Here is a 21,487-nt window from a genome sequence, read left to right on the forward strand (position 1 = left end):
ATTGAATAGTTTGAACTCGGTCTGTTTATTTCCGGGTGCATCTACATTTAGCCGAGAATGGAACGAATACTTTCAATAATGGCCGTCTTTTCTTGTTCACGAGCCTTTGGACGTTGCTCATTTAAATAACCCAATAGCGACCTTTTTACCTTTTCATCCAATTCAGAAAGTGCCTTACCTCTCCCTTCCCACTCTGGGTGAAGATTCCAAAATTCCTCCTTCCAAGTGCTGATTAGATCAGTTATTTGATCGGGGCGTTCTATGAACAAGCCCAGCTCCTCTCCGGCTCCATTAAAAAACACATAAGTTGGAATATGATTACGCCCGTCTTTGTGCAGGTAAGCGGCAGCAATATCTTGATTATCAGGATCTCGCAATAGAATATGCAGTTTCAGTTTACCCGTTTCGCGCTCAATCTTAGCAAATAAAGGTAAATTCGCAACAACATCTCCGCACCAATCGTGGGCTAGCACCAAGACATTTATTTGATCTGGAAGACTCTTGAAATAAGTTAATTCCTGTTTGCTCAATGTATACTGCTCGAAATTCACTTGAAACCTTTCAACATTTACCTTGGCGCTGTCAATAAATTGCTGGTAAGTTAATGCTTCGTGAAAAGCTCGCTCTCTTCTGTCCTGTGAAATTCTATCTGCATTTTGAGTGCTCATACCCGTCATTCCTCCATAAAAGTTTTTCATTCCACAATATTGGTAGATGAAAAAAAGCATGGATTTAGCATCCATGCTTCCGGTTTTCCGGTCAGTGTTAGATTTGTTTATTCCTATAAGTTTACTCGGTATTTACACAATAGCACCATCGACCAAAATTTGTCAATGAAAAGATCAGCTCCCTTCTTACAGAAAAACGAGCTCTCGGGAAAGCCGATTCATGCGTTCACAACCATTCGTCGTGACCAACACCATATCCTCGATCATCATCGCACCAATGCCATAACCGTAATAAGGCGTTTCGAGGCAAATGACCATTCCAGGCTGGAACAATGTCGTTTCTGACGGACCTAGGAAAGGCGGCTCCTCGGCTGCGAGGCTTAAACCTGCGCTATGCCCAAGGTGCCCACGATTGTAATTCGGAAGCCCCGAGCGCCGGATCACTGCCATTGCATCCTCGAAAGCTGCCTGCATCGAAATGCCCGGTGCTATGATTTCCAAAAGGCGGTCGTGACCAGCTTTCAATGCTCCGTAGATCCGAGTTATTGTTTCCGAGGGATTGCCGAGAACGAAGGTCCGCGCAATGTCGGACCCGTAGCCGTTCACATCTACGCCAACATCAAATTTGATGACATCCCCTGTTCTCGCGGGGTAAGTATCAAAGCGATGAGCAGGTGCAAATGATGCACCCACAGAAATCATATGAAAACGTGCAGATAAGCCTTTCACGTCTTTCATCAAAGACCGTCGAAACTCATGCACGATGTCCTCCGCTGTGCTGCCTTGCCGAATGCTTTGAACCGCATCCGTTATGCCGGCTTCCGCATAGGCGCACGCGGCACGAAGCTGCTCGATCTCCCACGTTGTTTTGATCATGCGCAACGCAGTGAACAGACCTTGTGCCTCCACTAGTTCCGCTTCTGGTGCCGCCTGCTGCAGCGTTTCCACCGATGAATGCCGCATATTGTTCAGTTCGACAGCAATTCTGCCCGCCTGGCAGCCATATTCCGCTAGCGTCCTCTGGAGAAGACCGAACATTTCCTGTGCCTGATGACCTGTTGGTCGTTTCCCTTCATACTTGCCACCTCTCAAACCAAGCGGATCATCGACATCTACCCAAGTCGGATACGTTCGCAGCTCACAATTCGGTAAATCACTGGATACGCCAGCCGCTTCAAAATCATTCATAATAATGATCGTCTTGGTACTGGGATCACGGAATAGGACAGCTAAAGCGACTTCGTTCATCCGCAATGTATACATAAATGTGCTTTCATGCCCGCAAAGATAATAGAAATTTTCATAAGACGATGCCACGAGCGCATCCAAGTTTAATTCGTCCATCAGTACTCGCGCTCTTGCCGCAATTGTGTTTAAATGACGTTCATCGGGATGGGACACTGCTATTTTTCTCCTCTCCTTCGTCTATGCCTACAAATCCCCTAACTGTCTTAGAAATCTACGAGCACGCTCTGTCTGCGGCTGCAGGAAGAATTGACTCGGAGTTCCCTCCTCTTGAATCGCACCATCGCTCATAAAAATGATTCGATTTGCAACTTCGCTCGCAAACTTCATTTCGTGAGTGACAACGATCATCGTCATTCCTTCCAAAGCAAGCTCCTTCATAACCTGAAGCACTTCACTGGTCAGTTCAGGGTCCAGCGCCGAAGTTGGCTCATCGAAGAGCATCACTTTCGGCTGCATCGCTAGCGAACGTGCAATCGCTACTCGTTGCTGCTGACCGCCGGAAAGGCGAGAAGGATATTCGTGCTTTTTCTCCACAAGACCGACTTTAACGAGTAATCTTTCTGCCAGTTCCGCCGCTTGTGCAGCGCTCAAATTTTTAACTAGCATAGGGGCCATCGTAATATTTTGAAGCACCGTCATATGGGAAAATAAATGAAAAGATTGAAAGACCATTCCGCTCATTAGCCGAATTCGTCTAATGGCTTCCCGTTTCGCGGATTTGGCCATGTTAGCGTCCCATGTGACATCATCCATGCGAATTGTCCCGGAATCCGGCTCTTCCAACCCATTGAGACAACGGAGCAGCGTGCTTTTCCCCGAACCACTCGGTCCAAGCAGCACGACGATTTCTTTGGCCTTCATTTTAAACTCAATCTGTTGCAGCACTTGCAAGTCATTAAAACTCTTCGAAAGCTGATTCACTTCAATCATACGGTTCACACCTTCAATAAGCCTTAGATAAATTCTTTTCAATCCTCGCCAGCAGATGGGAAAATACCAAGCTCATAACCCAGTACATAACGGCAATAGCGATGTAAAATGGCATGGCGATATAATACTGTGCAATCAAAAGCTGAGCCGTTCGGAGCAGCTCTGTCACGGTAACAATGGAAACAAGCGATGTTTCCTTGAGCATCCCGATAAAGGTGTTGCCCATTGGAGGTATCGCTACTCTCGCGGCCTGTGGCAGTACAACCTTATAAGTCGTTTGCCAAGGAGTAAGACCTAGTGACATCGCAGCTTCCGTCTGCCCCTTGCTGACAGATAGTATGGCACCGCGGAAGGTCTCAGATAAATAAGCGCCAATATTAAGACTGAGTGAAAGAATAGCGGCTGTAAGGGGACCCAAACGAATGCCGTAATCCGGTAAGCCGTAGTAGATGATGAAAATTTGGACGAGAATTGGCGTTCCCCGAAAAACAGAAACATAAAACATTGCGATATTTCTCACAACGATGTTTCCTTTTAGACGAGCAAACGCCACGATCAGCGCAAGAATGAAGCCGAAAAACATCGACACCATGGTGATCAACAGCGTATAATACGCACCCTTTAATAGAAAGTCGAGATTTTGCCAAACAAGCTCCATGCCTGCATCCTCCTACGCACTGATGCTCAGATGTTAGGATCGACTTTGAACCATTTTTGGAAGATTTGTTTAAACGCCCCGTCTGATTTCATCTCAGCCAATGCATTATTCAATGCACTTAAGAGTTCAGAGTTATTTTTACGAATCGCGATACCGGCAAAGTCATCTTTTACTGAAGCACCTACGGTTTTAATCTGAAAATGATTCTTTTCAACCAATGGTTGAATGGCAAAAACATTGTTGATTGTGGCATCGATTCGCCCCGCATTCAAATCCGTAAGCGACGTAATCACATCGTTATAGGTCACGATATCAAAGGTACCAACCTTCGGCAGCACTTCGTTGCGTAAATAAGTCTCATCATTTGTTCCTAGACCAACTCCAATTTTCTTCCCTTTAAAATCTTCAATCCCCTTCACAGAGGTATTATCGTTTTTAACGATGACACTGACGCTGTTTTTTATGTAAGGCGTAGAGAAATCCATCGTTTTCTTGCGGTCGTCCGTTATGGTAACTTGGCTGACAAGCGCGTCATACTTATTTGTCTGCAGACCTTCGATTAATCCAGAGAATTCTCCCGTAATGAAATCCGCTTGTACACCGATCCGCTTGGCAACTTCCTTGGCGACATCGGCATCGAATCCGTCCACTTCATGTTTCTCATTGAGAAAATTGTAGGGTGCGTACGTCCCCATCAAGCCAATTCTGATTTTGCCTGACTTCTTAATTGATGCCAACAAATCCTCTGAGGCAGCATTGGTGCTCTTTGGTGTTGCTGAAGCTGTTCCTTGCGTGTTATCCCCTGATTTGCTCGAGCAACCAACAACCGCAGCAGTTATCACACTTATGATTGAGATTCCTCTTAATAAATTCTTGACTGTGACTGACATGTCTTGTCCTCCTTGAGAAAGTAAACACGAATTTGTTACACCTAAGGTTTCCCAATTTGCCCAAATAATACGCAAGTTTACTTCCTCAAACTCTTCGATATCCAATTTCCTAGGGATTGCACGATCTGAACAATCAGAACAAGCAAAAGCACGGAGGTATACATCACATCAGGTTCCCAACGCTGATATCCGAACCTTATCGCTACATCCCCTAATCCACCGGCTCCCATAACGCCAGCCATTGCCGATGCCCCAACCAATCCAATGGTAGCAATGGCAAGTCCGAGAATCACAGCTGGCCGTGCCTCTCTCAATATGACTCGAATAATAATTTGCCGTTTGGAAGCGCCCATAGCCTGATAAGCCTCAATGACACCGAGGTCTACCTCCAACAGCGCCGTTTCCATTAAACGAGAGATATAAGGTGCAGTGTAAAAAACAAGAGGCACAATAGCCCCTTTTACACCAATAGTCGTACCAACGAGCCATTTCGTTAAGGGAATAATAGCGACCATAATAATGATAAAGGGTATAGAGCGAATAATATTAATAATCGTATTCAAGATATGATAGACAACTGGATTTGCATAAAGATGACCTGGTCTAAGCACCACTAAAAGCACCCCTAACAAGAGTCCAATCACGCTTGAATAAACGATTGAATATCCGACCTGGCGAGCGACGGCCAAGCCATGAAGCTAATCATGACCATGACCAGATATATCCGATATTCGGAAGGCACCTTGAGATCAGACAGAATGGCACCGATGATGATAAGAATCGGAATTTCCGGGACTGCCAGCAAAATATCTGCCGCACGCATAATGATGTTATCGACCGCTCCGCGATAGTAGCCTGCGAGAGCCCCGAGCAGCGACCCCAATACGACGGAGAGTACCATCGATACGACGCCAACAAGCAGCGATATGCGCCCAGCTTGCATCAGCCTCGTCAGCACATCCCGGCCGAGCTGGTCCGTTCCAAGCCAGTGCTCGACATTAGGCGGCTTGTTAATCAGCGATACAATCACCTTACCTTCCTTATAATCCGAGAACAAAGGGCCAATCACGCACAATAGCGTCATAAAGAGCAAAAAGGACAGTCCCGCCATAGCCAATTTTTTTCTGCCTAACCTTTTTCGGGCAGTTCCCCAAAGTGACGCGGCCCCTTTGCGGGATTCGTGATCTGCGGCGGTCTTATTTCCGGTCTGCACCGAGCTCCAGGTCTCAACTTGCATTCCCCCACCTCCCTATTTCATCCGTATTCGTGGATCCGCTGTGGCGTATAGCCAATCGGCAAGTAAATTGCCGAGCACTGTTATAATGGCCAGAAACATTGTAAAACCCATAAGCAGCGTATAATCCCGGTTAGTGATCGCCTCCATATGGATGTAGCCTACTCCCGGCCAAGTGAACACCTTTTCGGTTATAATAGCCCCGGAAAACAATCCCGGCAGTTCGAGTCCCAGCAGCGTAATTGCCGGAAGCAGAGCATTGCGCAGCGCATGCTTGAACACTACGACCCGCTCCTTCAATCCCTTCGCTCTTGCCGTACGAACAAAATCCTGCTTGATGACGTCGATCATATTGGTCCGAAAATGCCGGGTAAGCGATCCAACGCTAAGCAGCGTCATGACGGTTGCCGGTAATAGCATATGGTTCAGCACCTCCCATGCGTAAGCCCACCCCGTAGCCTCACTTCCGGTATTCAGCATGCCTCCTATAGGCAGCCACCCCAAATCGACGGCGAAAAACTTCACCATCAGCAAACCGAGGAAAAACGACGGAAACGACATCAGCGCAAAAACACCGAAGGTGACGAGCGAATCGTACCAGGTGTACATTTTGACAGCCGATATGACACCCGCCAAAAGTGCGATGACCCAGGTCATGATGAGGGAGGCGCCGGCTATGAGAAACGAGTTCCATATATATTCTCCGAGCACTTTCATCACAGGCTGCTGGTATTGCAGCGAGTAACCGAAATCACCTCTCAGCGCATTCCCCAGCCAGATGAAATAACGCTCCAGCAGAGGCTTATCGAAACCGTAGAGCGCCTTAAGCTCCAAAGCCCGTTCCGGTGTCAGGTTTATGTCTGAGTCGATGAAATCCCCCGGCGCCAGGGCAAAGATAAAGAAAATAACCAACGAGGCGCCGACAAGTGTTGGAATAAGGTGCAGCACCCGCTTCATCATATATGCCCTCATACTCGCTTGTCCTCCCCTCCATTGTCTTTCTTACTTTTCCAACTTGTTTAATCGGATTTTAACATGCCATGGACAATTGATTAAATACGAAAAAATGATCGAACGATAACTTCAAGGAATAGCTCACAAACTACAAAATAAAAAAAGCCCTTACCATAAAGGTTCAGGCCGACATCATCATCTAATTCCTATTAAACTAAAATCGTTATCCGATCCAAAATCTATTTTTTCGCACTTACCCACGCATCCAACTGCTTTTGCTTTTCCTGTATAATTTTATCGATGCCCGCTGATTTAAGTTTAGCATTATAGTCAGGAAGCGCCTTATCCGGGTCGAGTGTTCCTGTTTCAAGACCTTTTTGATATTGATTGACTACGTTCGTGACGGCTGTTATTTCCGTTTTCACAGATTCGGTATTAAAGTTAAAGCCAAGTGCCTTCGATTTCTTAGCGCTTTTATTGAACTCATCCATCTTTTTCCAAATATCCGGATCATCGCCTTTAAACACATAGGAGAGAAATTGATTGCCGAAAATCCAGCTTAACCCTAAGTAATAACCACTGTTTTTGGCATCAATACCGGGTGGGAAGTCGATCATATTGTCAGAAACTTTCACATAATGTTTGCCTTCAATACCCCAGTTAAGCAAATTAATTAAGTCTTTATCCGTATACAATAAATTTAACAGCATCATAGCACGCTCTGGATACGCTGAATTCTGCGGAATTCCCCACATCAGATTCGTAATCGTTCCTGTCGTCGCAACGGGATCGAGCAGCTGTACAGTCACCATTTGATAAGTCGATGCTCTGGATTCCTGAGCATCATAGCCGGGTTTCATCCCGGCCAAATACCCGAATAGTTTTCCGGATTTAACCAAGTCACTCGTTGATGTTTGGCTCGTAGCCGCATCCTTTATCACATAACCGGCTTGGTACCAACTTCTGAATCTCTTGATAAGTGCAGCATATTCCGGTGATTCTTGATAATTAACAACTTTCATATTATTGTCATAGCCAGGCAGAACACCAAAGCCATCAACTAATGGGTCTTCTGGTTTATATACTTTTAGAAACGTACTGCCGGTACCGCCTGAAGCAATCGGAGTTAATTCCGGCTCTTTTTCTTTTACAATCTTCAGAACTGCTTCCACATCGTCTAAAGTCTTGATTTTGCTGATGTCGATATTGTATTTGTCGACAATGTCCTTCCTCATGACAAATCCGTAGTTTTTAGCCAAATCCCGAATGCTCGCAACACCATAGATCTTCCCATCCATTTTTGGCGCGTTCAGATAGGCGGGATCCAAAGCAGCGGAAATTCCTTTTCCATATTGTGCAAGCAAATCGTCCAAAGGCTTTAATTGGCCTTTAGCCACAAGCGAAGAATAAACGCTCCCGCCGCCATTGATTGTCATAAGATCAAGCTTATCGTTACTGCTCATCATCAGATTCGTTTGCTGAACCCAATTCCCGGAGTTAATAGGTAGCAGTTTGACCGTAGCGTTTATTTTCGCTTTGGTAATCTTGTTTACTTCTGCCTCAACAAGATTCATATCTTTCGGCATCGCGCCGTAAATAGGAAACGCCATTGTAAGCTCGGCAGGTGCTTTCGTATCGCCTTTACCTGATGAAGTTGTGTTTGAAGGCGCCGTCGTAGCGGTGGAAGCAACTTCCTGATTGCTCGGGTTCTTTCCACATGCCGTTAGGAAAAGCATTGATACCATGATCATCGCCAAAAACATAATCATCATTTTAGTCCGTTTGTTCATGCTCTAACCCCTTTTTTTGAAGTTTATGGCTGTTACTAGTTGTAATAATAAACTAAGGGATCCCAAGCCTGCTAACAGTTTGATGACATTTTCATTACCGCCTACATGACTTTTTCCGGCTTATTAACCATGCTGCTGACGATAATCATTAGGATTCAAGTTCGTCACTTTTTTGAACATTTTGGAAAAATGGGAGAAATTCGAATAGCCCACAGAGAACGCGATACTACCGATTGACATGTTGCTTTTGCACAGTAACTGCTTGGCCAAATTTACTCTTTCTTGCAGCAAATAATCCGATATCGACATCCCTGTCTCTTTCTTAAAAAAACGAGATAAGTAATCCGGATGCAAATAGACATGCTCAGCCAAATCTTCACGGGATAACTCCGCTTGATCCAAATGAACGGCAATATACTGTTTAACAGATGCAATAACCGAAGTTCCTTGTTCCACTGCCTCCGCTTGATCCATCGCTTTCACAACGGTATGCCGAATCCAAGCTAAAAGGTCTGTTACCGAACGGGTGGCCTTGCCGGACAGAGACAAAGAGATCTCATCACAAAATAATTGATGAGCCTGAATGCCTTTCAAATTTAGTACGAAGTACGTCATCTGAAGGAAATTCTCATAAAATTGACGCAGTAAATTGGCATTCAACTCTTCGGTTTGTACCAAATTCTCCAGAAATTCCGCCGCTTCTGCGACCACCTGCTCCTTCGTTCCCTTTTTTAGCATCGCCGACCAGACGGTCATGTCCGGTAACTGGATCTGTACAGAGGAGACAGCTTTCCTGTTTAACGGAAATACTTTGTTATTAAATGCCACATTATTTGTATCCAGCGCTATCAATTCCTGTACAATAGGCAAAACTTCGTGCAGATAACCATCAGTACCCAGATAACAGCATAAATCGCAGTAAAAGTAATGATTACAAGACTCAATATAATCTTCACAGCTGCGTATTAACTTCTCCATAAGCTCATCGGTATACGTTTCGAAATATAAAATGACGAGAATTTGCCCTCTATCGATGGGGATTATTTGCCCGCTCGTTACTTGCTGAACAATGAGCTCTTTCGCCGAATTTTTGAGCGCATATTCCAAATTTTTCTCATCGCGCATACTAAATTCTTGATGCCAGCGCTGCACGCTGATTAGAACAGGCAGAAAAGTCATCGTTTCGGAGTAAAGAAAATTCCGTTGCGTAGCAATTTCTCTTATTTCCTTTTCATGGGAGGGGATTGTTTGATCAAGTAAATCCTTCCAAAACCTTTCCTCGATCAAGTGATGATTTTGCGTCCATAGCAGATTTACACGATGAAGCTCGCTATGTCGGGATATCTTCTGCTTGGCATTCGTCAGCACCTCTTCCAGTTCATCCACAAGTGCCGGCTTAATCAAATAAGCCAAGCTTCCTAGTTGAATCGCTTGTTTGGCATATTTGAAATCCGCATGAGCAGTCAAGAAGATTACCTCTGTTTCCAGGTGGTTTTCTCTGACCCAAGCAAGCAGCTCCAAGCCGCTGCCCTGCGGCATTTCAATGTCACAAAATAGAATATCGATGCGATGCTCGGCAAAAATGGCTTTAGCTTGCCTGATGTTGTATGCCGTATAGAGTTCAGAGATTTCGTTTTTTGCTAAATCCAAATCGGATTTCACACCCTCGATCACATGCATTTCATCATCAACAATCAGTAAATGGTACATCGTCCGCACCTCCAGCTTTCATTTTCAAATGGATAGGTAGAGTGATTAAAATGGCCGCTCCACGAGGCAAACGGTTCGAGAAAGAGATTTGGGCCGATTGGGCATACAACAGGCGGAGTCTCCGTTGAATGTTCCATATTCCGAGATGTTCCCCTTGTTCGGTGACCAGGCTTTCCTCTTTTTGCAGTACATGCAGCACATCATCGGGGAATCCTGTGCCCGTATCTTGAATTGAAATAGTAATATAAGGAACATGATCCTGCTCGATTACATCAATATCGATTGAAATATGTATCGGTTCATCTAACGTAATCGCGTGCTTCACCGTGTTTTCAACAAAAGTTTGAATGACAAGAGGCGGCACATACGTATCAATTAAATATTCCGGTGCGTTAATTTGGCAAGTCAGGCTTTCTGGAAAACGAAGTTCCTGGATACGAAAATAATTTTGTGTATGTTCGAGTTCATCTTTTAACTTCACTAGACTGAGATTACTTCTGAGCATATATCTAAAATATTTCATTAAGGATAAGGACATTTCTTTAATCAATTCATAATTTTTCACTTTGGCTAAGTTGTATAATATATTTAACGAATTTAAAAAGAAATGAGGATTGATCTGCAGCTGTAAGCGCTGCAGCTCTTCATTTTGCTTGCTTAGCTGCTCCTCATAAACGTTTATCCGCAGTCCCTCGATTTGTGCGATCATATTGTTAAACGTCTCATTAACCAAGATAAATTCATCGGATGTTGGGAATGTTTCAATGCGAGCTTCCAGATAACCGCTTCGAATTCTTTTCATAGCAGCCATCAATCGGTTAAGCGGAAGCATGATCGTTCTTCGTAACAAACTCAGCCCTAACGGCAGTGAAAAAAGGCTTGCAAAAGTGATAAGGCCAACCATTTTTTGTAAGTAGGGCAATTTTTCTAAGATCTTCTCGTCGGGCACGAGTGCGATCAGATTGAAGTCCCCTTTGGATGACGGTTCTCCAACCACCAAGAAATTATGATAATTACCAGATAAATAATAATTCTCCATGACCGCTTTTAGCTGAACTTGATTTCGGTTTACAAGGTCAACGTTCGTCAAAGGTACTCCGTTTTGAGTTGCGAATAAAGCTCCGCCGTTCGTACCAAAATCAATGGTTTTGAACGGAACCATCAGATTCTCCACTTTGATCCAAGCTCCAAAATAAACATCCCCGGATTGGAAGATATACATTAAATAATAGGTATGGTTGATCTGCTCAACATTCCAATGTTTGGAGTTGATTTGCTTGGAATCCACGGTCATTTTAATGACGTTATTCATGGCCTCATCTTCTTCAATGGTGCCTCTATCTCTGGTGACTCGTAACATATCATCTCTTTTTGGAGCATACAGGAAAAAAGAATTGACAGATTTATACATGCTAATATCATTCGATAATTTATTGAACATCATAATCTTATTGAAATTATAATCATATTCCGATTTCGATAGTTGGTAAGCGATAAAATCGGAATCAGCAGCTACCGTGTTATTAATATACTTTTCGCTGTCCTCCAAAGTTTTATCTACTTGATCCATGTATAGAATCATCATATTCTTATAGGAGTCCGCTACCTGATTTCGCACGACTTTGGTTGAATAAACACTGTAATAAATCAGTATCGTGATCAATGGTAACGTTAAAATCAATACCCCTAGCATCAATTTCATCTTTATTGAATTCAGGGAATGCTTCCATTTTGACTTTGATGCCTTCATCTAACACCTGCCCTAACACCTTTTGGTTTCTACATTTTAGTATCCTTATTATAGTACATGAATAAGAAAAGGAAGCCCATTTAATAAGCCCTTTCGAGCTAATTAAATGGACCTGATATGATTTTTGAAAATGGACTACCCTTTCACGGCTCCGATCGTTATCCCTTTGACAAAATATTTCTGGAAGAACGGGTAGGCGATCAGAATCGGGATTATGCCGATGACCGCAATAGCCATTTTTACGGTAGAGCTGGGAAGTGATTGCGCTGCTGTGCTGGAGCCAGAATTGAATTCACTGCTTGCCAAATACTGCGCATCCTGTAAAATGCGGTTCAGAAGATTTTGAATGCTGTAATAACGCGGGTCTGTTATATAAATCATTCCATTCATCCAATCATTCCAGTAGGTAATCGTTTGGAAAAGCCCCACGGTTGCGAGAATTGGCATTGAAAGTGGAAGAACAATCGATCCGAACGTTCTGACCTCTCCCGCTCCATCTATATTGGCTGATTCAATCACGGCCATCGGAATTGAGGTTTGGAAATAGGTCCGCATCAGCATGACGTTAAATCCATTCATTAAAAGGCCGGGGATAATCAGCGCCCAAATCGTGTTCTTGATATCCAGCATCTGCGAATAGATCAGATAGGACGGTACCAATCCCCCATTAAATAACAGAGTGAAGAAAACGACGAAAGCTAACACGTTACGAAGAGGGTAATCTCTCCGTGAAATAGGATATGCCAATAACGAAGTGAACACAAGGCTCGCTGTCGTCCCTACCACAGTAATCAGCACCGTGATGCCATATGCTCGAAAAATGTCTGCGCCTTCTTCTAAAATATATCGGTAGGCAAGCATGCTGAATTGAGACGGGAGAAAGGAATACCCGTTTCGAATAATCTCTTTCTCATCGGTAATGGATGAAAGAAACAAGAGAAGAAATGGAACCACGCACGCCAGGGAGAACAAAATCATGAGGATATGCCCCAACCACTGAAGCGTTTTACTTTCATTTTTCATAGATGTCACCTCGCTAGAACAATGCGTTATCTTTGTTGAATTTACCAACCAAATAGTTGGTTATATGGACGAGAGCAAAGCCGACCACCGATTGATACAAACCAGCTGCCGCCGACATTCCGATATCCCCTAGTTCCTTTAATCCTCGATATACGTAGGTATCGATGACGTTGGTTGTCGAGTAAATGGCGCCGGAGTTCATCGTCACCTGATAGAACAGACCGAAGTCGGAATGAAATATTTTTCCGATGCTTAGCAGAACCAACATCGTTATCGTAGGACTCAACAACGGGAACGTAATATGACGGATCTGCTGCCATTTGCTAGCCCCATCCAATTTCGCTGCCTCATAATATTCTTCGTCAATTCCGATGATAGCGGCAAAATAAACAATACTGCTGTAACCCAGGCCTTTCCATACATGGATCAAGGTTAGAATGACCGGCCAATACTTCGACTCCTGATACCAGTCAATCTCCCGCATACCCAAGAAAGGAAGTACTGTTTTGTTGAGAAAACCCGTTTCCAAGCTTAGACCTGCATAAGCTAAGTAACTGACGATGACCATAGAAATGAGAAACGGTAACAAAATAATGCTCTGGTACAGCCTTGAGAGGAATCGATTCTTGATTTCATTTAAAAGGATCGCTACTCCTATAGAAAGCAAGGTCCCTATTATAATAAACACTACATTATAGAGAATCGTATTTCTCGTAATTTCGTAAGCATCCGAAGTCTTAAATAAATATTCAAAATTTTTAAGACCAATCCAATCACTACCCCATATCCCTTTGGCATAGTTGATATTTTTAAAAGCAATAATGATACCGAACATGGGTAGGTAGTTATTGAGCGCCAGGTAAAGCAACCCAGGAACCGTCATTACTGTTAGCGGGATATACTTTTTAAAAACTCTCTTTCGTATTTTTGCTGCCTCTGCCAAGTAGTTCCCCTCTTTCTGCGTTTCTTTGGTCCTATCATACAATAGCGTCGAAATCGCCACTAACAGTATGCTGACTTTTTTGTTATCGTTCTGCTGACTTTTTTAAAAGAATACGAGAAGAGTTTTTCTTAAAAAATGAGAAAAAGCCGCGATTTGCGCGGCTTTTAATGAGAACATGTTTTTGTCTAATAAGCATCCGAAGGATTTCATTCTTCTTATTTTTCGTCTATACTCCAGCTCTTTTGCAGTTTCCTAATATAGCAAATTTGACCAATGTGATAGGCATTATGAGTTGATACATTTCCAAGTATCTCCCACCACTTGGCAGCCACCGGAAATCCGATTACATCACTTTCGACTTTTTCTTCAGTAAGTAGAGCTTGCCATTTTAAAAGCACATCTAATAATTGATCTTTTAAATCAGTGAACTTTTTGTCTTTAGGAACTATAAAACTTTTATTATTATCTCCTATGGAAGGCACGGCATTGACATCAGATTTTTGGTATCTGGCTTGCCATGTTTCATTCCAATAAAGTAAATGCTGCACAATTTCAGCGATACTATTGCTATCTTCACTAGGCTTCCAAAAAGCTACTTCCTCCGACAAATTGTCAACTGCAGCTGAAAATGGTAGGTACCAACTAGGGTCATTAGCATTTGCTAATAACTGATCGGATAACATATCTTTTACATGAAACATACTTTTCACTCTCCTTCTTGACTAGTTCTCCCAAACCTTTTTCTGTTCCGTTATCACCGATTATTTTCTTTAAATAACAATGCTTTCATTGCAAAACGAGGCAAAATTAATTGTCTTCGCCATCTGGATGGTTGATTTAATAATCGATAAAGCCATTCTACATTTAACTTCTGCCATATAACTGGTGCTCTTTTTACTGTCCCAGCAATGATATCAAGACTTCCTCCAACGCCAATAGCAACTCTAACATTTAATTCGTTTTTAAATTTATGTATCCAAAATTCAGCTTTTGGGGCTCCAAGTGCAACCACTAGAACATCGGGACTCAAGGTCGCAATCTCATTTACAATTTGTGCCTCATCCTTCTGATCAAAAAAGCCATGCTGTCTACCCAAAACGGATACATTTGGGTATTTCTTACTTATTACTTCCGCTGCCATTTTACTTGTTATCTCATTGGCGCCCAGAAGATAAAATGACCATTTTTTTCGGTTCCCCATCTCTAATAAATTAAATAAAAGATCACATCCTGTAACACGTTCGGGAAGTGGATTCCCCTTTAAACGAGAGACCATGACAATCCCTGCACCGTCCGCAGTTAGGTGACCCGCCTCATCAATTATGGTATGGAGCAGCAAATCATGTTGACAAGACATAGTGATTTCTGGATTTAGCGTTACCACATGAAACAGTTCCGCTTTATTTTCCGTTATTACTTGGTCAATGATATGGACTGTATCTTCCATTGTTATTTTGGGTACTGGAATCCCCATTATTTGTGAACAGTTCTCCATAGAATCCACCTTAGGCTTTTAGCCACATTTTATCATAAAGGATTACTCCAAACTATCCTACTCTTCGTATTCAAGGATAACTCTTAACTGCCTTACCTTTGGAAGAATAAACCACGCTCTACTATTTTGGGAACGGCAACTGATTGTCAAGTAAGCTACCTAAATGTCTTCATTCCGCTGTCTTGACCACTGTTCAGGTAGATTAAACTAATACCACTACTAAAACAGACCCAACGATCTCTCGTCGGGTCTGTTTTTATGACGGCACATGTCTTAAACTGTACCTGAGGAATCTGGTACGTCCGGACCATCGACGACATCGATCACACCGATAGCCAGAATGCTGATAGCAGCTGCTTTTCCCAGCTTTTTCACGCCGTCTTTCAACCGTGCTTTATCGCTGTCCTTAAAGCCTGTCACGACATCTTTTCCGCTCTCAACCACATACTCGATGCCATGGACAACTCCTTTTGCCGTCGTAATGGCTGTTTGTTCAAGTTCATGGAGTCCAGCTTTCGATTGCTGCTTATCTGCGGTAATTAGGCCTGCGCTTAAATTCCATACACCGCTCGCTGCATGGCCCGCGATTTCGCCAGTTTTGGCCGTTACCTGTTCTATATCATTGCCGATTTCCTTTATATAATCACTGCGAACAAGCTCTCCTGCCACTCGAACAGTTCCTCCAAGCACTTTACCTGTCACATCGCCTGCCAACTTACCTAAATCCTTCAGAAAATCCATCTCAAGCACCTCCGTACATCAGTATATGCTGTATTACGATTGTCGAAACACTTGGTTGCAATTTATGAAGGAACGGTAGGCGTTCTTGGATTCAAATTTTTAGCCTTCGACAGACTATTAATTTCTTTGTTGACTTAAACCATAGTTTAAGTCGTATCATATTCCTGTCGACATGAAATATAAAATTTGGAGGCCTCCAGATGAAGTATTATTCAATAAGCGAAGTTTCAGACAGACTCGATATTCCGGAATCAACGATACGTTATTATGAAAAAAAAGGATTATTACCACAAGTTGAGCGTGATGAAGCAGGGAGGCGGTTATTTTCAGAAGATCAAATTACTTTCCTTCGAATCATTATTTATCTAAAAAACACGCATATGCCAATAAGTGTAATTAAACAATATGTTGATTGGGTAGTAGAAGGAGAGAGTACTACTGAATTGCGACTTGAGATGATGAAGAATCACAAAAAAAATGTACTAGCTGAAATTTCGCTAATGCAAGAAGCATTAAAAGGAATTGATGTAAAAATCACACGTTATACAAAGTATACGCAGGAAAGAAAAGAAGCAAGAGAAGATGAAACCATATTGGAAAAGAGGAAATAGAATGAAACTTTCAGGAAATACAATACTTATTACAGGCGGAAGTACTGGAATAGGTTTAGCTTTTGCAGAGCGCTTTATCGAGGCAGGAAATATAGTCATTGTTTGTGGACGACGTATAGATGTACTCCAACATGCAAAAGAAAAATCCCCTAACCTTATTACTCGTGTAAGTAATTTGGATATTGAATTCGAGCGTGTAGCATTGTTTGATTGGGTAACAGCAAACTATCCAGAAGTGAATGTGTTAGTTAACAATGCAGGGATCCAACAACGCTTTAATGTGTTAAAAGGGGATGCGAAGAACAATTGGAATTATTTCAGTAAAGAAATCACAACCAACCTTGAAGCACCTTTGCATCTCTCTATGATGTTCGCCCCATTTTTTGCAACAAAAAAAGAGGCGACTATCATCAACGTGACATCTGGATTAGCTTTTACACCGTTTGCAATTGCCCCCATTTATTCAGCTTCAAAAGCGGCGCTTCATTCATTTACAATGAGTCTACGACACCAACTTTCTGAAACGTCTGTAGAAGTAATTGAAATTGCTCCTCCGGCAGTGAATACAAATTTAGGTGGAGCGGGGGGGCATACCCAAGGAGAACCATTAGATGCCTTCGTAGATGGAATTTTCAAAACATTAGAAGAAGGTAAAAAGGAAATTGGATATGGTACTTCTGTGAATCGCTTACGCATGACGCGAGATGAAGTAGATGTATACGTGGAAAATCTGTATAAGGCCACGAAAAACCTAATTGAATAATTGCGCTTGCTGGATTTTAACAGTGAGTTTCATCTACTAAATTCAGCAAAGTCCAATGGAAGACGTATATAAAAGATACCGTATCTACCCGTCACTTGAATAAAATAAGGGACAGTTGCCGGCCTCGGCGATCTGTCCCTTCCTAAATTCCGCTCCCCACTCATTCGTCCAAGGAACAAGATAAACTTTGCCTTTCGGTAGACAAAAATTTCATGAAGGCCATCGATCAAATCGGCAGCCTCTCCTGGTGTTGTCTCGAGATAGCTTAACCTGGTGCCTTACTATTGAACGCCTGCAATTCCTAAGGTGCTCTTAATTACTTTTTTATAATTTTCCCATTCAAAATAAAAAGGACCGATATTAATTTTTTTCATATCAGGATCAAGGAAAAAGTGATCAGCTCAAAATCAGTGCGACATGAGGGCTTTGTTTCTAAGGTGTTCATTTTCTCCATAGTTACTCCCTATATTTCAATATGCATAGCTACCACTAGTTCTGCTCAACTATCGTGTCCCCGTTATCGTAATCACTTCTTTTGAAAGGTTATATTATCTTTTATAGCTTGACCGCTCATATGGTTTTTGTGCAGCATTATTACTTCAGTCTCTGTTGATTTTATTGAACAAACAGGTATAAATATTGAATACATCTTTAATGATTTTGGAAAAGAAGCCTTATTGGTATAATCTTGTTGAGAAACTCAATAAGCATCCCTAAGTTGTTTTTATGTTCACCCCAAGCCACTTGATAGTTGAGCTTGTAATTTAAGCATCCAAGAAGTATGAGCGAAATGAACAAGATTGTAAGATTAATCCATTTGTTTGGTAAAGGTCGTATGTATATTCCCCATAGCTTCAAATTTTCTTCCGGAGTATTCTCTAGCATTTTCAGGATTCTGTCTCAAGAATTGTCGGATTAGAATATTGTTGTTCCATTGCTCGCCGTTCCATTCTACGATGACAAGATTGAATGCCTTTTATATTCGCAATTGAAAACGATTGAGAATCAAAATTATCTCTCCAACTTGGAATTTATCATTTTGACTTTCATAATAGCATTTAAAGGTATATTACATTATCAATTGTTTTTTACTTTGTATTATGCTCATTTTGTTCGCTCTACAGAATACAGAAAAAATTCCATATCTATATTCCTAAAATTCTTAGTATCTTTATCAATAATATTCATACCGTTTCGAACAGCAACTTTTTGAGAGGCTATATTTGTGTCCCTAATAATAGAATAAACCCTATTTGCATTAAGAACTGAGAACGCGTATTCCTTACAAGCAATTGCCGCTTCTGTTGCGTAACCTTTGTGCCAATACGCTTTTTGAAACAAAAATCCTATTTCCAAAATTTCTTTTTCTCTCCAGCCTTGCATTGTTAAGCCACATTGACCAATCATTTTGTTTGTTTCTTTTAATACAACAGCCCAAAGTCCAAAACCATACTCTTCATATCTTTTAAGATGTCTGTTAAGCCAATTTTGTGCTTCTTCTAAGTTGAATGCACTTTCATAAGCAGCACGCATTACTTCCTCATCACACAATATTCCGCACAATGCATCATAATCGAACTGCACCATTTCTCTAATTATAAGACGTTTTGTTTCTATCAAGAATCTCCCACCTTTCTATTATATCAATAACCGTTCAAAAATTCCTTTCTTCTCGTTGTTCTATGAGTAAAAATGACCCGCCAGGAATAATTATTGCTTCATATTTGTGTGGTAAAGAAAGCACCTGTAAAACCGACTCATATTAGGATGCTTAATCATTACATAATCTGGAATATTTGGACAAGAGAATTATTAATTTTAATTAAACTATCTGCCCAATAGTTGAGCGGAGCGCACCGAAACGAAAATAAGCGATGGATCGGCTCCATCACCGCAGCGCTATCTTTTTTCGTTAGTTCCCGACCTATTTCTTACCCATCACAAACTTAAATAAGATGGCATGAACAAGAATCGAAAATAAAACCGAGCTAATCCACCAGGTCATTGGATTGGAAATACCTTTAGCCGTAATCACGTATGCACCATAAACGGATGCGATAAACTGAAGGCTTGCCATTACCAGCCCCGGATTCCATTCTCTATATTTAATTCCTGTATAAATATGGGTGGCACAGTTCATCAAGCTAAAAATGACAATTAACAAACCAAAGCCGATATTTACGATACATAAAAGTCCGAAAATGAGGAACGCCAGCCATACTAGAATAATATTGATCCAAAACACTTTTTCATCCGTTAAAGCCTCGTCACCCTCTGGCAACCTATTCACGACTCGATTAAAGTAATCCTTAAAGCCACCCGGCCAATAATGCTCCTCGGTTTGATGAAACAAATATAATGGGATGTTGATCAATGCCCAGAACATCGTGTCGACAGGACTGAATGTCCAGAATAGCATTACAATGGTAATGAACCCCAACCAAGGTGTTAATTTAGCCCAATTTTGATTCTCTGCCCAATAATTCAGCATCTTTCGTAATCCCTCCTTCCTGATTTATCAATTTTATAAATATATTCGGTTAATTCATTTATTTTCCTATACTTAATTCCCGTTACTTCAAAGAAAAAGAGAACAGATGGCGGTCGCGGCGATCTGCTCTCTGGTTATTCAACTATCGTTCTCCATCCCTCACACAATACACATTAACTCATTATTGGTTACTGTTATACGCTACGATCAAGCAGATTTACTACTTCCTCTCGCGTGAACGACATTTATTTAATCATTGACTCAATCAGTTCTTCTGTGAAAACCATCTTCACATTCCCCCCGAAACGAGCTATATGCTCTGAATAGGCTTTCAGCGCCTCCTCCCTATCGGTCGGCTCAATAAATGAAATATGATCAGTCTCTATCTCAAGATAATCGCAGCTAACTTCCCTGATACATGCTTCTATGAGAGCTTCATTAATACCTTCACTTGGGTATCATACTTCCAATGAACGAGGATACAAACCATGCTCGTTGCGCGGCAACTTTTCAAAAGGCAATTCATAAAGATTCTCATCTTCTGGATGGTCATAATAGTAATGATAGTGGACCTTATCTTCAACAAGGAAAGCTTGTATTTTCTGAACGAAGTCGGCCTCGAAAGGATCATCCTTCAACTCCTCGACAGCGTTTCGAAAGTAATTTTTCGTGCAAACACAGAGTGCAATCAGCTTATTCCTCTGCTTGTTATCTGTATACAGTACGATATCTTCCCATCCTGTTAGAGACTCCATGCCATAGACGCCCCACCAGAAATTATAAGAACTTGTTTTTACGTAAATAGTTGTTGTCACAAGCTTGAACTCCTTCCGTTACGAGCAGTGAATTCAAATAAAGATACTCTGATATATTGCAAAACATCAGCCGGTTACTTCCTGGCTGCGATCAATTTGAATTGAACTAACGTTCTCCGTTGAACGGTAATTGATATCAAGCTTCTGCAGTTGATAAAAGTGAAGTGAGATTATAAATCCAGTCCCCGTTTTCGTCGGCTAATATGGTTTTCCAACCGAGCGAATTTGCTTCCTTAAAATTTTTATTCTGATCATCAACAAATAATATATCTCCATGGTTATTTAGTTGCTCATGAACAAGTGCGTATATTTCTGGCTTAGGCTTGCAATAGCCTACTTCGCTGGATACTGTAACACTACATATATAAGGTTCAATAGGCTTAAGCATGGATTTAATCCACTCAATGCGATGATTACTTAATAAATGAATATTTGCGTTTTTACTCCACGACTGTACTTTCTCAATAGCCGGCAATGGACGAATATTCGAAATAAGGATTTCTTTAGCCTTTTCCATATGAATTGAAGGGAATTTCAAATGTAACTGCTTCCAGAAACCCTCCTCTGGTATCTTTCCGGTCCATAACTCTTCACGCATTTCCCTTCTAAAATCAAAAAGCACTTCATAAGGAGTATTTGATTGTTCCGATAGTTCTTGCCAAAAAAGAGGAGAAAAATTAGTAGCAAGCACTCCTCCAATATCGAGGACTAATTCTTTATCAGCCATGTATGGAACCTCCATCGAAAAGTCTAGAACATATTCGACTTATAGA

21 protein-coding genes and 2 pseudogenes are annotated in these 21,487 nt (G+C 41.8%); 2 read left to right on the forward strand and 21 right to left on the reverse strand.

Annotation, left to right across the window (positions count from 1 at the left end; all coding sequences use genetic code 11):
• Positions 1-47: 47 nt before the first annotated feature.
• The 16 genes and pseudogenes from RQP52_RS26445 to RQP52_RS26520 all read right to left on the reverse strand — a co-directional run bounded on the left by RQP52_RS26445 (position 48) and on the right by RQP52_RS26520 (position 16,034).
• Complete coding sequence (locus RQP52_RS26445; RefSeq protein WP_315954618.1) at positions 48-743, reverse strand: thioredoxin family protein; 696 nt, start codon at positions 741-743, stop codon at positions 48-50.
• Between the two features lie 111 nt (positions 744-854).
• On the reverse strand, positions 855-2,069 hold the full coding sequence (locus RQP52_RS26450) for a M24 family metallopeptidase (protein WP_315954619.1): 1,215 nt from the start codon (positions 2,067-2,069) through the stop codon (positions 855-857).
• A 30-nt stretch (positions 2,070-2,099) separates the two neighbouring features.
• Positions 2,100-2,846: an amino acid ABC transporter ATP-binding protein gene (locus RQP52_RS26455; RefSeq protein WP_315954620.1), complete on the reverse strand. Its 747-nt coding sequence runs from the start codon at positions 2,844-2,846 to the stop codon at positions 2,100-2,102.
• A 13-nt stretch (positions 2,847-2,859) separates the two neighbouring features.
• Complete coding sequence (locus tag RQP52_RS26460) at positions 2,860-3,504, reverse strand: amino acid ABC transporter permease (RefSeq protein WP_315954621.1); 645 nt, start codon at positions 3,502-3,504, stop codon at positions 2,860-2,862.
• 26 nt (positions 3,505-3,530) lie between these two features.
• A complete protein-coding gene (locus RQP52_RS26465) occupies positions 3,531-4,394 on the reverse strand; it encodes a transporter substrate-binding domain-containing protein (protein WP_315954622.1) in 864 nt (287 codons plus the stop codon).
• A 77-nt stretch (positions 4,395-4,471) separates the two neighbouring features.
• Entirely contained in the window at positions 4,472-5,083 is a 612-nt protein-coding gene (locus tag RQP52_RS26470) for a methionine ABC transporter permease (protein WP_315954623.1), read from the reverse strand.
• Positions 5,065-5,631, reverse strand: a pseudogene (locus RQP52_RS26475) (ABC transporter permease); the annotation flags it as partial. The pseudogene RQP52_RS26475 and the gene RQP52_RS26470, both read right to left, overlap by 19 nt.
• A 12-nt stretch (positions 5,632-5,643) precedes the next feature.
• Complete coding sequence (locus RQP52_RS26480) at positions 5,644-6,600, reverse strand: ABC transporter permease (protein WP_315954624.1); 957 nt, start codon at positions 6,598-6,600, stop codon at positions 5,644-5,646.
• 221 nt (positions 6,601-6,821) lie between these two features.
• Complete coding sequence (locus RQP52_RS26485; protein WP_315954625.1) at positions 6,822-8,372, reverse strand: ABC transporter substrate-binding protein; 1,551 nt, start codon at positions 8,370-8,372, stop codon at positions 6,822-6,824.
• A 123-nt stretch (positions 8,373-8,495) separates the two neighbouring features.
• Positions 8,496-10,082 carry a response regulator transcription factor gene (locus RQP52_RS26490; protein WP_315954626.1) on the reverse strand — a complete coding sequence of 529 codons (1,587 nt, stop codon included), beginning with the start codon at positions 10,080-10,082 and terminating at the stop codon, positions 8,496-8,498.
• Positions 10,060-11,784: a sensor histidine kinase gene (locus tag RQP52_RS26495; protein WP_315954627.1), complete on the reverse strand. Its 1,725-nt coding sequence runs from the start codon at positions 11,782-11,784 to the stop codon at positions 10,060-10,062. Before RQP52_RS26495 ends, RQP52_RS26490 begins: the two co-directional genes overlap by 23 nt.
• Positions 11,785-11,967: 183 nt before the next feature.
• On the reverse strand, positions 11,968-12,855 hold the full coding sequence (locus RQP52_RS26500) for a carbohydrate ABC transporter permease (RefSeq protein WP_315954628.1): 888 nt from the start codon (positions 12,853-12,855) through the stop codon (positions 11,968-11,970).
• 13 nt (positions 12,856-12,868) lie between these two features.
• Positions 12,869-13,738 carry an ABC transporter permease gene (locus RQP52_RS26505; RefSeq protein ID WP_379175196.1) on the reverse strand — a complete coding sequence of 290 codons (870 nt, stop codon included), beginning with the start codon at positions 13,736-13,738 and terminating at the stop codon, positions 12,869-12,871.
• Between the two features lie 275 nt (positions 13,739-14,013).
• Positions 14,014-14,499, reverse strand: coding sequence for a DinB family protein (locus RQP52_RS26510; protein ID WP_315954630.1), 486 nt, complete (start codon positions 14,497-14,499; stop codon positions 14,014-14,016).
• 53 nt (positions 14,500-14,552) lie between these two features.
• The gene (locus RQP52_RS26515; RefSeq protein ID WP_315954631.1) at positions 14,553-15,245 is read right to left on the reverse strand and encodes a WecB/TagA/CpsF family glycosyltransferase; all 693 of its coding nucleotides are present in this window, start codon (positions 15,243-15,245) and stop codon (positions 14,553-14,555) included.
• A 321-nt stretch (positions 15,246-15,566) separates the two neighbouring features.
• A complete protein-coding gene (locus RQP52_RS26520) occupies positions 15,567-16,034 on the reverse strand; it encodes a hypothetical protein (RefSeq protein ID WP_127448935.1) in 468 nt (155 codons plus the stop codon).
• 200 nt (positions 16,035-16,234) lie between these two features.
• On the opposite strand from RQP52_RS26520, the gene RQP52_RS26525 reads away from it, so the two are divergent.
• Together RQP52_RS26525 and RQP52_RS26530 are read left to right on the forward strand one after the other, a co-directional pair.
• A complete protein-coding gene (locus RQP52_RS26525; protein WP_315954632.1) occupies positions 16,235-16,645 on the forward strand; it encodes a MerR family transcriptional regulator in 411 nt (136 codons plus the stop codon).
• Between the two features lies 1 nt (position 16,646).
• The gene (locus RQP52_RS26530) at positions 16,647-17,408 is read left to right on the forward strand and encodes an SDR family oxidoreductase (RefSeq protein WP_315954633.1); all 762 of its coding nucleotides are present in this window, start codon (positions 16,647-16,649) and stop codon (positions 17,406-17,408) included.
• A gap of 1,104 nt (positions 17,409-18,512) precedes the next feature.
• Here RQP52_RS26530 and RQP52_RS26535 read toward each other — a convergent pair.
• The 5 genes and pseudogenes from RQP52_RS26535 to RQP52_RS26555 form a co-directional block, all read right to left on the reverse strand.
• A complete protein-coding gene (locus RQP52_RS26535; protein WP_315954634.1) occupies positions 18,513-19,028 on the reverse strand; it encodes a GNAT family N-acetyltransferase in 516 nt (171 codons plus the stop codon).
• A 46-nt stretch (positions 19,029-19,074) separates the two neighbouring features.
• A pseudogene (locus tag RQP52_RS26540) lies at positions 19,075-19,170 on the reverse strand (class I SAM-dependent methyltransferase); the annotation flags it as partial.
• A 162-nt stretch (positions 19,171-19,332) separates the two neighbouring features.
• Complete coding sequence (locus RQP52_RS26545) at positions 19,333-19,899, reverse strand: HXXEE domain-containing protein (RefSeq protein ID WP_315954635.1); 567 nt, start codon at positions 19,897-19,899, stop codon at positions 19,333-19,335.
• 458 nt (positions 19,900-20,357) lie between these two features.
• Positions 20,358-20,714 carry a hypothetical protein gene (locus RQP52_RS26550; RefSeq protein WP_315954636.1) on the reverse strand — a complete coding sequence of 119 codons (357 nt, stop codon included), beginning with the start codon at positions 20,712-20,714 and terminating at the stop codon, positions 20,358-20,360.
• A gap of 136 nt (positions 20,715-20,850) precedes the next feature.
• Positions 20,851-21,441: an HAD-IA family hydrolase gene (locus RQP52_RS26555; RefSeq protein ID WP_315954637.1), complete on the reverse strand. Its 591-nt coding sequence runs from the start codon at positions 21,439-21,441 to the stop codon at positions 20,851-20,853.
• Between the last annotated feature and the right edge of the window lie 46 nt (positions 21,442-21,487).

The organism is Paenibacillus violae, assembly GCF_032461945.1.
Lineage (GTDB): Bacteria > Bacillota > Bacilli > Paenibacillales > NBRC-103111 > Paenibacillus_E > Paenibacillus_E violae.

Bases quoted from the DNA above. Each gene is read 5' to 3' on its own strand.
- RQP52_RS26445 (WP_315954618.1), bottom strand. From the start codon at position 743: ATGGATGCTAAATCCATGCTTTTTTTCATCTACCAATATTGTGGAATG.
- RQP52_RS26455 (WP_315954620.1), bottom strand. From the start codon at position 2,846: ATGATTGAAGTGAATCAGCTTTCGAAGAGTTTTAATGACTTGCAAGTG.
- RQP52_RS26460 (WP_315954621.1), bottom strand. From the start codon at position 3,504: ATGGAGCTTGTTTGGCAAAATCTCGACTTTCTATTAAAGGGTGCGTAT.
- RQP52_RS26465 (WP_315954622.1), bottom strand. From the start codon at position 4,394: ATGTCAGTCACAGTCAAGAATTTATTAAGAGGAATCTCAATCATAAGT.
- RQP52_RS26480 (WP_315954624.1), bottom strand. From the start codon at position 6,600: ATGAGGGCATATATGATGAAGCGGGTGCTGCACCTTATTCCAACACTT.
- RQP52_RS26485 (WP_315954625.1), bottom strand. From the start codon at position 8,372: ATGAACAAACGGACTAAAATGATGATTATGTTTTTGGCGATGATCATG.
- RQP52_RS26490 (WP_315954626.1), bottom strand. From the start codon at position 10,082: ATGTACCATTTACTGATTGTTGATGATGAAATGCATGTGATCGAGGGT.
- RQP52_RS26495 (WP_315954627.1), bottom strand. From the start codon at position 11,784: ATGAAATTGATGCTAGGGGTATTGATTTTAACGTTACCATTGATCACG.
- RQP52_RS26500 (WP_315954628.1), bottom strand. From the start codon at position 12,855: ATGAAAAATGAAAGTAAAACGCTTCAGTGGTTGGGGCATATCCTCATG.
- RQP52_RS26505 (WP_379175196.1), bottom strand. From the start codon at position 13,738: ATGACGGTTCCTGGGTTGCTTTACCTGGCGCTCAATAACTACCTACCC.
- RQP52_RS26510 (WP_315954630.1), bottom strand. From the start codon at position 14,499: ATGTTTCATGTAAAAGATATGTTATCCGATCAGTTATTAGCAAATGCT.
- RQP52_RS26515 (WP_315954631.1), bottom strand. From the start codon at position 15,245: ATGGAAGATACAGTCCATATCATTGACCAAGTAATAACGGAAAATAAA.
- RQP52_RS26520 (WP_127448935.1), bottom strand. From the start codon at position 16,034: ATGGATTTTCTGAAGGATTTAGGTAAGTTGGCAGGCGATGTGACAGGT.
- RQP52_RS26525 (WP_315954632.1), top strand. From the start codon at position 16,235: ATGAAGTATTATTCAATAAGCGAAGTTTCAGACAGACTCGATATTCCG.
- RQP52_RS26530 (WP_315954633.1), top strand. From the start codon at position 16,647: ATGAAACTTTCAGGAAATACAATACTTATTACAGGCGGAAGTACTGGA.
- RQP52_RS26545 (WP_315954635.1), bottom strand. From the start codon at position 19,899: ATGCTGAATTATTGGGCAGAGAATCAAAATTGGGCTAAATTAACACCT.
- RQP52_RS26555 (WP_315954637.1), bottom strand. From the start codon at position 21,441: ATGGCTGATAAAGAATTAGTCCTCGATATTGGAGGAGTGCTTGCTACT.